The sequence below is a fragment of the Pseudomonas sp. Leaf48 genome (assembly GCF_001421885.1).
GTDB lineage: Bacteria > Pseudomonadota > Gammaproteobacteria > Pseudomonadales > Pseudomonadaceae > Aquipseudomonas.
Genome location: NZ_LMLH01000028.1, coordinates 492,625 through 506,555, shown reverse-complemented (window position 1 = coordinate 506,555; position 13,931 = coordinate 492,625). Strand labels below are relative to the sequence as shown.

The following is a 13,931-nucleotide window of genomic DNA, read 5'->3' as shown; positions in this document are numbered from 1 at the left end:
GGCTCAGTCTTTTTCCACACGTGAAAAAAACAATCGCCCCAGACCTCGCCAGGTCTTCTTGTTCCAAGCCTTGAGCGGAATCTGCGCCAAGAGCTCTCGCGCCAGCTTGCGATCGCGGTTGGCCGTCTTGAGAAACATCGAGTTGAGAAACTTGTAGCGCACCTCGTCATACAGCGGATGGTCGCTGAACAGCGCATAGGTGCGCAGGATGCTGTCGATCATGAAACGGTGGTTCTTGTAGGAGTTGGTGGCGTGCTTGCGATAGCGCGCCATCAGCACATTCAGCCCATCGATGAAGTAACCGGCGTGAGTCACCTTCAGCTCGATCAGCAAATCCTCCAGGCGAATGGTCGGGTCGAAACCGCCCACCTTGTCCAGCGCTTCGCGGCGGATCATCAGGGTTGGAGCCGGAGGATAGGGCTTGCGCTCGAGGAACATATCTTCGAAATCCAGACGACGGAACGGTACATCCCGGCGCTGGCGCTTCTCGGGGTAGAGATTGCCTTCGGCATCGATCAATTCGATGTTGCCAGCGCAAATGCCGACCTCCGGCTTGCCATCCATATGAGCGACCTGGGTGGCGATTCGCTCCGGCAGCATGATGTCATCCGAACCGAATGGCACGATCAGGCTGCCTTTGGACCGGGCAATTGCACCGTTGAGGGTATTGGTCAGACCCTGGTTTTCCTGGACCCGGAAGTCGAAACCATGGATTGCCTGCAATGCCTTGATCCGCTCGACGCTGTCATCCTTCGAGCCATCGTCGACTACCAGTAACTCGATGTTCGGATAGGTCTGGTTGAGGACGCTGAGGATGCTTTGCTCGATGTAAGGAGCGTGGTTGTACGACGGGATGATGACCGTGACAATGGGTTGCGCGTCGTTCATGGCTGTTCCTTGCTGGCCTGTTCCAGGCCGGAGTCGATCAGATTGAGGTATTCGCGACGGAACTCCTCGATGTCATGGTGTTGCTGCAGATAACGGAAGGCCTGCTCGCCCTTGGCCTTGAGTTCGTCATCCGAAAGGCCAAGGTAAGTGTCCAGCGCCGCCTGCAACGTTGGCACATCCTTCGGTGTAATCGCCAGGCCACCAGCCCCCTCGATGAGCGGCAACATGGCCGGTACGTTCGAGGCAATCACCGGCAAATGCCCGCTCATGCCTTCGAGTAGCGCCAGCCCGAGGCCTTCAGCCAAAGAAGGCATGGTCCAGATGTCGAATGCCCGAATGTACTGCAGGGCTATTTCCTTGAACCCCAGCAAATGGGCGCGACCGCTGAGGCCCAGGCGGTCGATTTCCGCGGCCAGGCGCGACTCTTCTCGCCCGGCGCCGATGATCGCCAATTGCGTGTTCGGGTATTTATCCTTGAGTTCGGCAAAAGCCTGCAGCAAATAAATATGGCCCTTGACCGGGACCAGGCGACCCAGTGCGCCAATCAATCGCACCGACGGATCGATACCCAGCATTTCACGGGCCTTTTCCCGAGAGTGCTGCAAACTCTCGGCCTGTTCGATGTCGATGGCGTTGGTGATGGCGTAGGTGTTCTGGTCGGTGAAACCGCAGTCACAATCGAGCAAATACTGTTTTACCGCCGGGGATACCCCGACGAAGCGCCAGTGGCGATCGATCAGACGCTGGGTCTGGCGACGCCGGTAAAACCGGTCGTACTCGCCAAATCCGTGGGAAATGCCGATGCACAGCGGCACTTTCAACCATCGGTTGAGCGTCAGCATCATGTTTACCGGCTTGAAGCGATTGCAGATCACCGCGTCGAATTTTTCCCTGCGGCAGAACTTGTACAGCTGCCACATGGCGCGCAGGCGCATGCCCTTGAGGGACTTGTCGGAAAATTCGAAATACACCGAACGGTCGGCCCGGCTCACTGCCTCGCCGGGGCCAGGCCTGCCACGCAGAAAGGCTGCGGTCACTTCATAGCGATCGCTCGGCAAGGCCTTGACGATCTGCTCCGCGAGGTCGGCGAAATCATGGGCTTTGACGTTGTAGTCAGGCTGCAGCTGCAAGACCTTTGACCGCTGACTCATAACTCTCCCCGCTGAGAAACATTGCCTGGTGTGTGCTTGATGGTCCACAAAAGTTCGTGACGCCGAACTGCCTTGCGAAAGAATTCGTTCTCGCCATAAGTTGGCGGTACCCGGGCGGCCAACAGCCGCTGAATCAACCGGCGTAGACGCCGCTTGAACGGCATGGGTGGTTGCAGGTCGTGCATCATGCCCAACGCCATGGCCTTGTCACGCTGGAGCTCCAGCGATATCGGCAGGCAGCAGGGTTGCATCGGCGCGGCCGGATCAAAGGCGGGTGGCAGGGCGATGCCATGACCGCTATCACCCATCGGCCAGCGATCGTTGTCGTGCAAGTGGTTGGCGTAGCCCAACAATGTGGTTGGCTGCCAGTCCAGGCCTTGCAAGGCTTCGAGCACGGCCGCCTGGGCGCAGATATGGTCAGGGTGCGGATCGAGGGTCGGGTGCGGCAGGACGATGACTTCGGGCCGCGCGCGCAACAGCAACTCACGCAGGTCCGCCAGCAGATTATTCCAGGTCGGCGCACCGTCGGCGTCGCCCGGCAAAGCAAAGGGATTGAGTTGGCGGAACAGCCGGGTGTCGCTCAAGTCGGCCTCGCGCGAGGCTACCGGCGAGGTTGGCGAGGCCTGCATGGCCGCCAGTTGCAGACAAAAATAACCCAGTTGTACGCAATGGGCTTGCGGCACTCCGCCCCAGCGCGGCACGGCGATACTGTCCCAGGCGCGCAAACGACCTTTCAGGCGGGCTGCTTCAACCTTATCCATACCCATCTGCCGGTAGTGTCCGGCTTCGACTTCACCGGCCGTCAGCGTAACGATCCAGGCCTCGTCCGCCTGGCTGTACAAACCATAGGCAGCCAATTCGGCGTCATCGGCGTGCGGGGCGATCACCATTACCCGCTGACGTCGGTAATCCGGATGTTCCAAGGCCCACAGCACGGGCTCTCCGAGCACGCGGCAAAAACGCCCGCACAGACGTAACTCACCGCGCGAAAGTACCTGCGCCTGCCCTGTAAGATTGAGGTAACGCAGGCCGTTGACACCGCGCTCGAATGTTTGCCGGTCCGGGTTATCGCCGCCACACAACTCGACCACAGGATCGATGAAGCGCCCCAGCCAGGTGCTTTTTACCCGCAGGGCCAGTATCAGTGTTGCGTCGTCGACCAGCATGACCCCTTCGTCCAGCCGCAAATACTCACCATTGAGGTGCACCTTGGGCTGCGGCGTGTAGGGGGGAAAACTGTACTGGTAGTCGTCTTTGGGCGAGTAGAACAGGTGGTCGGCAAACCAGGCTTCGTGGGCTATCCAGCCCAGGACCGCGACCAGCAGCGGCAACCACCAGACCACCAGCACACCAATGGCTACCAGCAACACCAGCGCAATCAGCAGACCGATACGTTTATTGCGCCGGTGGCGCTTGAGCAGTTGCTGTTTGCGGCTCATGGGCTGGCTCATACGGTGAAGACCGGCACGGGATTGCACCAGCGATCCTTGTATTCACGGTCGGCGCGACCGAAGGAAAAGCGCAACGGTTTGTCCAGTGCCCGGGCATGCTCCCAGGCGCTTTGGGTATTGAGGAAGCTCAACACGCTGCCGGGGCTGAACTCGCGGGTCTGGGGATCGACGCCACCATTGATGTACTCGACGCTGATCCATTGTGGCGTCTCGACCCGATACACCAGTTGAATGGCGATCGGCGCATCGTTGAGGAAAATCACCGAACCGATCAGCAATTCACGCAGCAACCCGATGACCTCGGCCATACGCTCGGCCCCCGTCGCCGGGAAGCCCCAGCGACGCTGGAAAAGATCACAGTAAATCGCTGCCAGCTCGCCACTGGAAAACTCGCAGACAGCACGCACCACGCCGCCCGCCTCCTCCAGCAGGCGCAATTCGCGGCGCTGGTTGTAACGAAATTTCTTCGACAGCTCTTCCGGCGTGCGCGCCATGGCCAGTTGTTCAGCCTGCAACTTGATGCCGCTGAAGCGGCCTTCGTTGAGTGCCGACAAATAGCGACCGCGATGTCGCAGCGGCGCCTGGGCATCGGCAGCAGCTGGCAGAATGATCTCGGCATTGCCCAGGTCGAACAGGCCTTTTTTGCCCCTGCGCTTGAGCACGTCCTTGGATAAGGCGAGGTCGCGGCCCCAGGTCGGGATCGCCGCCTTGAGCTCACCGTTCTGTTCCCAGGCCAGGTAACGCACCGGGATGTCGGCCAGATTGGCCAGCCGCTCGACCACCATGGGGTGGGTCGCGACGCTGCCGCCATGAAGTTGCCAGGCTTGGGCGTAAGTCGAAGCATCGACTACCGCCCAGCCACGCTCGCGCCAGCCTTGAAATCGGTTGAGCATCAGCCCCTCTGTGCCAGTTCGGTAACGTGTGGCAAATGCCAGAAAGCATCGCGTACCGCGCGATCGGAGAAGTGCTCGCGCAAGCGTTCGAGCATCAGCCCGGCACACTGGACACGCTGCTGCTCATCCATGCCGGCCAGATGTTGCAGGCCTTGCGCCAGACGCGCGGCATCACCGAGCGGGAACAGGATGCCGACACCTTCGACCACTTCCCTCGCCCCACCACAAGCCGTGGCCAGCAATGGCACCCCGGCGGCCATAGCCTCCAGCAGGACCATGCCGAACGGTTCGTGATCGGAACTCAGGGCGAATACGTCGAAGGCCCGGAAATAGTTGCGGGCATCAGGTACCTGACCGAGAAACAGCACGCGATCACCAATGCCAAGCTCACGGGCCAGCGACTTGAGATCCTCTTCCAGGCGACCGGAACCGAGAATCACCAGTTGGCTGTTGCCCGGCAGTCCCGGTAGCGCCTCGGCAAAACCCTGCAGCAACGTGGCCTGATCCTTGTCCGGATGCAGGCGCCCGACATTGCCGACAATCCAGGCATCCGCCGACAGGCCCAGGGTTTCCCGAGCTTCGCGGGCCGATACCTGAGTCGCCTGCAAGGCCTCCACATCAATACGGTTGTACAACGTACGAATCCGCGAATGCGGCCATTTCGGCAGACACTTGCGCATGTCGTCGCGCACCGCGTCGGACACGCCAAGCAGACTCAGGCGCTTGCGGAATATGTGCGCAAACAGCTTGCGGCTGACGCGCTTGTAGTCGTCAAACCCGTGATGCACACCGATCACCGGCAACGACGTGCCGAGCAAGGCGATGTAGATGGGTTTGAAACGATGGGCGATGCAGAAACTGAAGTTGCGCGACGCGGCGATCTTGCGCAGATCGCCGATGGCCCCCAGCTTCAGGCCACGAATGGCCTTGGAGCTGTACTCCATGAACAGCACTTCATCACTGGCGCATCCTGCGGCGACGTCGGCATCGGCAACCCCGGTCAGAAACACCGTGGTCACTCGATAACCGGTCCCCGCGAACAGGCTGGCGTACTGCCGGGCGCAGTCCAGGAACGGCCCGTCATAGCCGTGACAAAACTGCAGCACATGGCGTTCAGCCGAGCGTGTCATATGCGTTCGCGCCCTCTTTGACCACCAGGATGTCTTCCATGATCAGATACTGTAGATCGGAACCGAAGAACATGTTCAGGGCGTCCGTCGGCGAGCAGATCATCGGTTCGCCACGACGGTTGAGCGAAGTGTTCAGCGACACGCCGTTACCGGTCAGCACTTCCAGCGCTTTCATCATGTCGTAGTAGCGCGGGTTGTATTCGCGCTTGAGCACCTGGGCGCGGGAAGTCCCGTCTTCGTGGACCACTTCCGGCACGCGGGTCTTCCATTCTTCCGCTACTTCAAAGGTGAAGGTCATGAACGGGGCCGGGTGATCGATCTTGATCATCTGCGGTGCCACGGTGTCGAGCATCGACGGGCAGAAAGGCCTCCAGCGCTCGCGGAACTTGATCTGGTGGTTGATGCGATCGGCCACGCCGGCCACGCTCGGGCAACCGATGATCGAGCGACCGCCCAGTGCACGCGGACCGAACTCCATGCGGCCCTGGAACCAGGCCACCGGGTTACCGTCGACCATGATCCTGGCGATCTGCTCCGGCATGTTGTCGAGCTTGCGCCACGTTGGCTTGTTCTCGTGACGGGCACAGGCCGCGATCACGTCTTCGTTGCTGTACGACGGGCCGAGGTAGACGTGTTCCATCTTCTCGACCGGTACGCCACGGGCGTTGGACACATAGGCTGCCGCGCCCACCGCGGTACCGGCGTCGCCGGATGCAGGCTGCACGAACAGTTCCTTGACGTCGTCGCGGGCGATGATTTTCTGGTTCAGCTTGACGTTCAACGCACAGCCACCGGCGTAGGCCAGCTTGCCGGTTTCCTTGAGCACGTCGCCCAGGTAGTGGTCGATCATCTGCAGCGCAATTTTTTCGAACAGCGCCTGGATGCTCGCGGCGTAGTGGATGTAAGGCTCGTCGGCGATGTCGCCTTCGCGCTTGGGCCCCAGCCACTCGATCAGCTTCGGCGAGAAGTAGTAACCCTTGCCCTTCTCTTTGTAGCGACGCAGGCCGATGACGTTGGCGTAGTCGGTGTTGATGACCAACTCGCCGTTCTCGAAAGAGGCCAGGCGCGAGAAATCGTATTTGCTGGCGTCGCCGTACGGCGCCATGCCCATGACCTTGAACTCACCGTCGAGCATATCGAAACCGAGGAACTCGGTGATCGCGCCGTACAGGCCGCCGAGGGAGTCAGGATCGAAGAATTCCTTGATCTTGTGGATCTTGCCGTTTTCGCCGTAACCGAAGAAGGTCGTGGCGTACTCGCCCTTGCCGTCGATCCCGAGGATCGCGGTTTTCTCCTTGAAGCCGGAGCAGTGGTAGGCACTGGAGGCGTGGGCCAGGTGGTGTTCGACCGGCTCGATCTTGATCTTCTTCGGATCGAAGCCCAGTTGCTCCAGGCACCAGACGATCTTGTTGCGATAGCGCTTGTAGCGACGGTTGCCCATCAGGATCGCGTCGAGTGCACGGTCCGGGGCGTACCAGTAACGCTTGGCGTACTGCCAGCGGGCCTTGCCGAACAGGCTGATCGGAGCGAATGGAATCGCCACCACGTCAACGTCGGAAGGCTTGATACCGGCCTGTTCCAGGCAGAACTTCGCCGATTCGTAGGGCATGCGGTTCTTTGCATGTTTATCGCGCACGAAGCGCTCTTCTTCAGCAGCCGCGACCAGCTTGCCGTCGATGTACAAGGCTGCGGAAGGATCATGGCTAAGGGCGCCGGACAGGCCAAGAATCGTCAATGCCACAGGGGTCTAGCCTCTTTAGTCTGCATGCAGGCGCAAGCGCCTCGAAAATTAATGTGCCCTCGCAAGTGGGCGAGAGACAGCTAAAGGGCGGGATTATAGCGTAAAAGCAGCGACAAGCCTCTAGCCGCGAGCAGCAGGACGGCGCTGCGGCGCCCCGCCGATCTCAATTTACGCCGGGCCTCCAGTAAATACCGAGGTTGCCATCCACGGTTTGCCGGTAAATCGTGTAGGGCAGGGAAACCGTATCGAAGACGCCGGAGAGAGGCAGGTCCAGCAAGACGAATGGCAGCAGGACACCTGTGGGGTCGGGCGGGGCGTTCAAAACGCAAAAATCGTAGGCCAGACCGCTATAGACACGGGGAATCGACTGGCAGTAAGTCTTTTGCTTCCTGAGGCCGCGAGCAGCATCGGCGTCACTCTGCAGCACCGTATGCGCGGTCCCGCAGCCGGATAACATCAGTGAAACAGCACCGATTACAACAATCGTTTTTATCGTCAAAAGCTGCCCTCCGAGAACGTCAGGCAACCTAACACCCCAACTTACCCGGGCGGCAGTTCACGGCTTCCCAAGATCATGTAGGACGGCTCACAGGGGCTTGCAGTCTAATCCGGGTTGCCTGTGCCGGCCCCATCGCCAGCAGGCTGGCTCCCACATTTGGCCAGAGGTGTTCACTGGCTTTTAGTTCAGCAGCAATCTCTGTGGGAGCACGCTTGCTCGGGACGGAGTTCTGGCGACAGGGCCGCAGGCCCGATCAGCTGGCGCTGGAGATATCCCTGGGCAGTCGCCGGTCAATAACCTGATAGAGCGCACTGCTTTCAGGCCAATTGCGCATGAAGCGCGCCCGATCCCGCGCATAGGCAGGGCCGAAGCTGCTGACAGACGCGTGCTGACACATCGAATCCAGATCGATCAACGCCCAGCGATCTTCCTGCCAGAACAGGTTATGCCCCTTGAAATCGCCATGGCTGATCCGCTCGCGAATCAGCTCTGCAAACAGATGATCCAGGGCAAGCAGCTCTGATTCCGGCGCGTCGCCGCTCTCAACGTACGGCGCAAATCGCTCGATGATATCCGGCCCTGGCAGGTGCTCGGTGATCAGATAGGCTCGGCTGCGCAGCCACAGAAAACGCTTCTCCAGCAACGCCAGCGGCTTGGGCGTGGCAATCCCGAGGAACGCCAGGCGATTGCCTTCGCACCAGGAATGCCAGGCCCGGCTCGGTCGCCAGAAGCGCTTGAGCCAGTGGGCAAAACCCTTGATGTTGTAGCGTTTGATCACCAGCGTGCGGCCATTCACCTCGACTTTGCCGACACTCGCCGCACCGCCCGTCTTGTACAGGTACCCCTGATCAAGCAGGGCATCGGCCTGTTCCAGTACCGGCAACATGGCCGACTCTTCCTCTCGGCGGACCGCTTGCAAGCCGAAGGCCCCGCGCTGGACGCTGAACAGCGTACATTCGCGACCAACCTTGATCAGGTAATCCCTGAGGCGCCAGGCACGGACCTTGTCGATCTGCTTCTGCAACCCCTCCATGGGCAAAGCGTGCTCGCCGTTGCTCAGCAGGTAGTACACCAGCAACTCTTCAGTAAATGGCTCCAGGGACTTGGGCAACTGGGCAAAAAACACACCGAGGTTTTCCAGGACTTTTTGCAGCGACAGCGCCTGACCGGGCGTTTCGCAGCGTATCCCGGCACCATCGATCAAATACAAGCGCCCGCCCTGACGCAGCAGGTTGTCCAGGTGCAGGTCTTCCTGCCACAGGCCCTTGCGGTGCATTTGCCCGATGGCACCCAACGCCTCGGCCAGCACTGCGGTTTGTTCGTCAGCCAGTACCGGCAAATGCTCAACGTGTTTCCAGGTATCGCCGAGGCTTTGCGCGTTTTCCAGAAAATCAAACAGCAGCCAGCCGCCCTCGCCGTCTTTCAGGCCATCAGCCAACAATTGCGGCGTGGTCAACCCTTGGGCGGACAACAGGCGCACGCCATCGAGCTCTCGTTGAAAATGCCGTGCCGCCTTGTTGCCGACCAGCAACTTGGCCAACACCGGCCGGCCACGCCAGATGCCGGCACCGACATAACGCTGCCCTGGCAAAACCCGCAACAAGCTCAACAACTGCAAGTCGGCGGTGCCGGCGGCATCGGCCAGGGACACGCTCAGTGGCAGGGAGGGATTGCGACCGCTGGCTTTGAGTTCCGACAAGCGCATCAACGCACCCTCTTGTGGCTGCGCCGCGCCGTCAGACGCTGGAGCCAGGTGTCGATCAGCGAACTATCCAGCGGCTGATCCAGATAGGAAGCGAGCAACTGGCGCAACTGCGCCTCGCCCCACTGTGGCGCACGACGGATCAACGGCTCCAGATCCTTGACCCGATCACGCTGCCCGTACAGCAATCGACGGGTCTTTTCCAGATCGATCAGTTGGCCCTTATAGCTGTTGCCGGACGCACGCAAGAAGATGTGCTTGGGGTAAAAGCACCCATGCACCTGACGTGCGCCATGAAGCTGCCGGGCCAGCTCGCCGCAAGCCTTGAGAATTTCGCTGTGCTGCACTTCGCTCAATTGCGGCCAGTGTTGCAACAGCGAGTCCAGATCATCCCAACCGTCCAGAGCGCGGGTCAGCAGGATCGCCCGGACTTCGCCATCAACCTTGCGCTCGCCGTAGAACACCGCATGCAGCGCAGGAATTTGCAAATTCTGATAGCGCACGATATTGCGAAATTCGTGGGCGAAACTCGGCTCGCCGAAGGGCGCGCGCAAGGTGCGGGTCATGTAATTGCACTGACGCTTGAGATAAAAGCCACGACCCTCCAGATCCAGGCGAAACACACTGCTCCAGCCACCACGACCGGTGTTGGGCTCATCCACCGCCTCGAGCTGCTTGGCCCAGAGTGCATCGAAGGTGGCCAGACCGTGACGCTCAAGCAGCGCATGGTCTTCAGCTGCCAGAAAATCAATCATTCGCGTCCCTCGAAAAATCTCACCACGTGTCGGATCCGCTTTTTGTCGGCGGCATTGAGCCGGGTCCGCCCGCGGTATTGCAGGTAAAAGCGCAGGCGTTGAGTCGCCGACAGTTGATACTTGGCAACCTTGTCCAGGCATGCCAGGTCCTTGGTGATCCGGTACTTGAGCCAAAAGCCGCGCCAGAAATCACCGTTGGGGCAATCGATCAGAAACAACCGGGCCTCGTCGTCAATCAACAAATTGCGCCACTTCAAATCGTTATGGGTGAAGCGGTGGTCATGCATGATTCGGGTATAGCAGGCCAACTGGCGACTCACGGCGTCGACCCATGCACGATCCGCGAGTTTCGGATCGCGCCGTTCGGCCAGCACAGACATGTCTTCGGTGCGCGGCAGCTCACGGGTAATCATCGCCCCCCGGGCATAGGCCGCTCCGCGTCGCTCCAGGCCCCATGCCACCACTTCGGCGGTCGGAATGCCCCACTTGGCAAAACGCTTGAGGTTCTGCCATTCCATTTTCACCCGCGGTTTACCCAGGTAACGACGCAAGCCCTTACCGGCGCCGACGTAACGCTTGACGTAATAATTCACGCCATTGCGCTGCACGCGGATGACCTCGGACAGCAGATCACGGGTCAGTTGCTCGCCCTCAAGCGCAAACACGGCCTCAAGACTGCCAAAGTCCTCTGCCAGATCGCTGTAAGCCGGCTCCAGTTTCCAACCCGCCATCAGAGCGCATCCCCGTATCGCTGTTTGCGGTCGTAGAGTTTGTTGGCCTTGCCGTCGAGCCAGCTCAGCAGCCCGGCTTCTTCGCTGAGAATCTGGCGCAGCGGTCGCTGGAAATAGACTTTGAGGAAACGGAATTTGTCGCGGCGGGTCAGGCCGATGTCCAGGGCCGAGAAGTACAGTGCTGCCAGATCCTTGTTGCGCCAGCGCTGCGTGATGGCCGGGCGGGTCTGGGCACGGTGCAGGTCGATCACCGAGAGCTTGAAGTCTTCAGCCGTCACCGGCCTATCGGTATGCAGCAGGAAATGGCAGATATAGCAGTCGCGGTGATTGACCCCGGCGCGATGCATCATGCCCGTCATCCGTGCGACTTCGGCGATCAGCGCCCGCTTGAGTTTTACCTCGGGTGGTTGCTTGACCCAATCGATGCTGAAGTCTTCCAGGCTGACCGTTGGAGCCAGTTCCTCGGTAACGATGAAGGAGTGCTGGTCCGCCGGATTGCCACCCTTCTCGCCATATGCCACGGCGGTCATGGTCGGTACGCCGGCTTCCTGCAAGCGCTGGATAGCCTTCCATTCCTGACCGGCTCCCAGTACCGGCAGCTTGGCGGTGAGCAGGTTCTTGAAAATCTCACCCCAGCCGATGCCACGGTGAATCTTGACGAAAAATCCATTGCCGTTCACTTCGGTACGCAGGGTGCGGCGTGCCTCAAGCTCGCGGTACACCTCGCCCTCGAGCCCCTCGACTTCGGCGAACGGGTCGCGCCCGGCCCAAAGGCTTTTGAACGGTTCAGCCAGCATCAACTTCATTTAAGCGTGCTCCGCCAGAATCACATCGGCCGCGTGTTGCGGCATGCTGTAGAGGTCGGCTGTCTCGGCGAAAGCCAGGCCATTGCGACTCCAGGCCGCCCTTGCTTGCGCGTCTTTCAACATGCCGGTCAGATACTGAGTCAGTTGCGCCTGCTCGAAGGGTTCGTCCAGCACCAGACCGGCGTCGGCCTCGGCGATGTAATGGGCGTAACCACAGACGGCACTGACCAACACCGGCAGCCCGGCCACCAAGGCTTCGAGCAATACGGTCCCGGTGTTTTCGTTATACGCCGGGTGGATCAAAAGGTCGGCACCGAGCAGGAAACGCGGGATATCGCTACGACCCTTGAGGAACGTCACGTTGTCGCCTAGCCCCAACGCGGCGCTCTGCATCTGGAATAATTTGGGGTCGTCCTGGCCAATTACAAATAGCCGGGTGCGCTTCTTCAGATCAGCGGGCAACGCCGCCAGCGCCTTGAGACTGCGATCAACGCCCTTGGTCTTGAACCCGGAGCCGATTTGCACCAGCAGCAAGTCATCGTCCTTGAGGTTGAATTCACGGCGGAACCCGTCGCGAATTTCGGCGGCATTGGCCGGCGCGCGACGATCCTGAGAGATCCCCGGCGGCAACAAATGAAAGCGCTCAAGCGGCGTGCCGTAATGCTTGATGAAGAGCGGCTGCTGGACCTCGGAAATCATCAGCACTTCGGTTTTGGCGTCCTTGGCGAACACCGCACGCTCGTACTCGGCGAAATGCCGGTAGCGACCCCAGCGACGGTACAGCGAGTTGCGCAAGTTCTGCGCCTTGTCTTCGAAGCAGCCGTCGGCGGCGTAGTAGACGTCCAGCCCGGGCATTTTGTTGAAGCCGATCAGGCGGTCGACCGGACGTTTGGCCAGGTCGGCCTCCATCCACTCGCTGAGTTTCTCGTTACGCCGATGGTTGAAGAACGCCTTGACCGGCGCCACCAGCACTTCGAAGCCAGGCGGTATGTCACCCTCCCAGATCAGCGTGTAAACACGGATCTGATGACCGCGCTGCTGGCACTCCAGGGCGATGCGCATGAAGTCGCGCTGCAAGCCGCCAAACGGAAAATATTTGTACAAGACAAAAGCCAATTGCATCAGCGCAGCTCCTCAGCCAGTAACAACGTGCTCAGTCGGCTGGCGACACGCTCGGGATTCAGACGCGTGAAGCACAGTGGCCACTCGCGTTTAAGGTCAAACCGGCGGGCGTCTTCGGCCGTCGGTTGATAAGTACATTTCTTTTGCAGGCATGGGGCGCAAGGGAAGTCGCTGGCCAGGTGGATCTGCGACTTGCCATAGGCACCGGTCAGGCCCGGGTTGGTCGGACCGAACAAAGACAACGTCGGCACGTCCAGCGCAGCAGCCAGATGGCCCAGGCCGGTGTCCACCGCTACGCAGGCCTGCGCCCCTGCGAGAACCTTACCGACGCCGGCAAGATTCAACTTCGGCAGCACTTCGACGTGCTTCATGCCTTGGGCGATCCACTCGGCACGAGCTTTCTCGACCGGATTGCCCCACGGCAGCTTCACCCCGACCCCGAGATAGCCAACCCGCTCGGCCAGCTCGCGCCAGTAGGCTTCGGGCCAGTGCTTGGTGTCCCAGGTGGTGCCGTGCAGAAACAGCACGTACGGGTTCTTGCGCGGCAATTCAACCAGGGGCTCGACGTTCAGGCCGTAGTCGCCCAACCCCTTTGGCAGGTCATAACCCAGGGCAATGGCGAACAACTGGCGTACCCGCTCCACTGCATGCTGGCCACGGGCAACCGCCAGGCGCCGGTTATAAAATCGCGCAGCGATGGGCTCGCGCGCCGAACTTTTATCGAGACCGGCCACCGGCGCTTTTACGTAACGGGTGAGCCAGGCACTTTTCAGCAGGCCCTGGGCGTCGATGACCAGGTCGTATCGGGTGGCGCGAACGCTTTGCTTGAAGCGCTTCCACTCGCCACTCCTGATGGTCTGCCACAGGTTTTTGCGCCAGCGGCGGATAGCTACTGGAATCACCTTGTCCACTGCCGGGTGCCAGGTAGGAATTTCGGCGAAACCCTCTTCCACCACCCAGTCGAACTTGATGCCGGGGATCGCCCGCGCCGCGTCGGTCAACGCCGGCAACGCATGAATCACGTCGCCCAGCGAAGAAGTCTTGATCAGCAGTACCCGCAAG

Annotated in this window: 13 protein-coding genes; all 13 read right to left on the bottom strand. The window is 60.4% G+C overall.

The window, feature by feature from the left end; all coding sequences use genetic code 11:
- Nucleotides 1-3 precede the first annotated feature (3 nt).
- Nucleotides 4-888, bottom strand: a complete 885-nt coding sequence (locus ASE98_RS18130; protein WP_060542703.1) for a glycosyltransferase — start codon at nucleotides 886-888, stop codon at nucleotides 4-6.
- Nucleotides 885-2,039 (bottom strand): glycosyltransferase family 4 protein, encoded by a 1,155-nt coding sequence (locus tag ASE98_RS18125; protein WP_060542702.1) that lies wholly within the window; start codon nucleotides 2,037-2,039, stop codon nucleotides 885-887. The genes ASE98_RS18130 and ASE98_RS18125 overlap by 4 nt, the downstream gene beginning before the upstream one ends.
- Entirely contained in the window at nucleotides 2,036-3,478 is a 1,443-nt protein-coding gene (locus ASE98_RS18120; RefSeq protein WP_060542701.1) for a PIG-L deacetylase family protein, read from the bottom strand. The genes ASE98_RS18125 and ASE98_RS18120 overlap by 4 nt, the downstream gene beginning before the upstream one ends.
- Before the next feature lie 8 nt (nucleotides 3,479-3,486).
- A complete protein-coding gene (locus ASE98_RS18115; RefSeq protein ID WP_060542700.1) occupies nucleotides 3,487-4,383 on the bottom strand; it encodes an antimicrobial resistance protein Mig-14 in 897 nt (298 codons plus the stop codon).
- A complete protein-coding gene (locus ASE98_RS18110; RefSeq protein WP_060542699.1) occupies nucleotides 4,383-5,513 on the bottom strand; it encodes a glycosyltransferase in 1,131 nt (376 codons plus the stop codon). Before ASE98_RS18110 ends, ASE98_RS18115 begins: the two co-directional genes overlap by 1 nt.
- On the bottom strand, nucleotides 5,497-7,254 hold the full coding sequence (locus tag ASE98_RS18105; protein WP_060542698.1) for a carbamoyltransferase family protein: 1,758 nt from the start codon (nucleotides 7,252-7,254) through the stop codon (nucleotides 5,497-5,499). The genes ASE98_RS18110 and ASE98_RS18105 overlap by 17 nt, the downstream gene beginning before the upstream one ends.
- Nucleotides 7,255-7,417: 163 nt before the next feature.
- Nucleotides 7,418-7,753, bottom strand: a complete 336-nt coding sequence (locus ASE98_RS18100; protein ID WP_060542697.1) for a YceK/YidQ family lipoprotein — start codon at nucleotides 7,751-7,753, stop codon at nucleotides 7,418-7,420.
- 253 nt (nucleotides 7,754-8,006) lie between these two features.
- Nucleotides 8,007-9,458, bottom strand: a complete 1,452-nt coding sequence (locus ASE98_RS18095; protein ID WP_060542696.1) for a lipopolysaccharide kinase InaA family protein — start codon at nucleotides 9,456-9,458, stop codon at nucleotides 8,007-8,009.
- Nucleotides 9,458-10,210 (bottom strand): lipopolysaccharide kinase InaA family protein, encoded by a 753-nt coding sequence (locus ASE98_RS18090; RefSeq protein WP_060542695.1) that lies wholly within the window; start codon nucleotides 10,208-10,210, stop codon nucleotides 9,458-9,460. Before ASE98_RS18090 ends, ASE98_RS18095 begins: the two co-directional genes overlap by 1 nt.
- The gene (locus tag ASE98_RS18085; protein WP_060542694.1) at nucleotides 10,207-10,941 is read right to left on the bottom strand and encodes a lipopolysaccharide kinase InaA family protein; all 735 of its coding nucleotides are present in this window, start codon (nucleotides 10,939-10,941) and stop codon (nucleotides 10,207-10,209) included. Before ASE98_RS18085 ends, ASE98_RS18090 begins: the two co-directional genes overlap by 4 nt.
- On the bottom strand, nucleotides 10,941-11,747 hold the full coding sequence (gene rfaP / locus ASE98_RS18080; protein ID WP_060542693.1) for a lipopolysaccharide core heptose(I) kinase RfaP: 807 nt from the start codon (nucleotides 11,745-11,747) through the stop codon (nucleotides 10,941-10,943). The genes ASE98_RS18085 and rfaP overlap by 1 nt, the downstream gene beginning before the upstream one ends.
- Nucleotides 11,748-12,869, bottom strand: coding sequence for a glycosyltransferase family 4 protein (locus ASE98_RS18075; protein ID WP_060542692.1), 1,122 nt, complete (start codon nucleotides 12,867-12,869; stop codon nucleotides 11,748-11,750). It lies immediately after the preceding gene.
- Entirely contained in the window at nucleotides 12,869-13,930 is a 1,062-nt protein-coding gene (gene waaC / locus ASE98_RS18070; protein WP_060542691.1) for a lipopolysaccharide heptosyltransferase I, read from the bottom strand. Before waaC ends, ASE98_RS18075 begins: the two co-directional genes overlap by 1 nt.
- Nucleotide 13,931: the final 1 nt, after the last annotated feature.

What these genes read in the sequence shown, in the direction of transcription:
- ASE98_RS18130 (WP_060542703.1), bottom strand. Translation starts at nt 888, where the DNA reads ATGAACGACGCGCAACCCATTGTCACGGTCATCATCCCGTCGTACAAC.
- ASE98_RS18125 (WP_060542702.1), bottom strand. Translation starts at nt 2,039, where the DNA reads ATGAGTCAGCGGTCAAAGGTCTTGCAGCTGCAGCCTGACTACAACGTC.
- ASE98_RS18120 (WP_060542701.1), bottom strand. Translation starts at nt 3,478, where the DNA reads ATGAGCCGCAAACAGCAACTGCTCAAGCGCCACCGGCGCAATAAACGT.
- ASE98_RS18115 (WP_060542700.1), bottom strand. Translation starts at nt 4,383, where the DNA reads ATGCTCAACCGATTTCAAGGCTGGCGCGAGCGTGGCTGGGCGGTAGTC.
- ASE98_RS18110 (WP_060542699.1), bottom strand. Translation starts at nt 5,513, where the DNA reads ATGACACGCTCGGCTGAACGCCATGTGCTGCAGTTTTGTCACGGCTAT.
- ASE98_RS18095 (WP_060542696.1), bottom strand. Translation starts at nt 9,458, where the DNA reads ATGCGCTTGTCGGAACTCAAAGCCAGCGGTCGCAATCCCTCCCTGCCA.
- ASE98_RS18090 (WP_060542695.1), bottom strand. Translation starts at nt 10,210, where the DNA reads ATGATTGATTTTCTGGCAGCTGAAGACCATGCGCTGCTTGAGCGTCAC.
- ASE98_RS18085 (WP_060542694.1), bottom strand. Translation starts at nt 10,941, where the DNA reads ATGGCGGGTTGGAAACTGGAGCCGGCTTACAGCGATCTGGCAGAGGAC.
- rfaP (WP_060542693.1), bottom strand. Translation starts at nt 11,747, where the DNA reads ATGAAGTTGATGCTGGCTGAACCGTTCAAAAGCCTTTGGGCCGGGCGC.
- ASE98_RS18075 (WP_060542692.1), bottom strand. Translation starts at nt 12,869, where the DNA reads ATGCAATTGGCTTTTGTCTTGTACAAATATTTTCCGTTTGGCGGCTTG.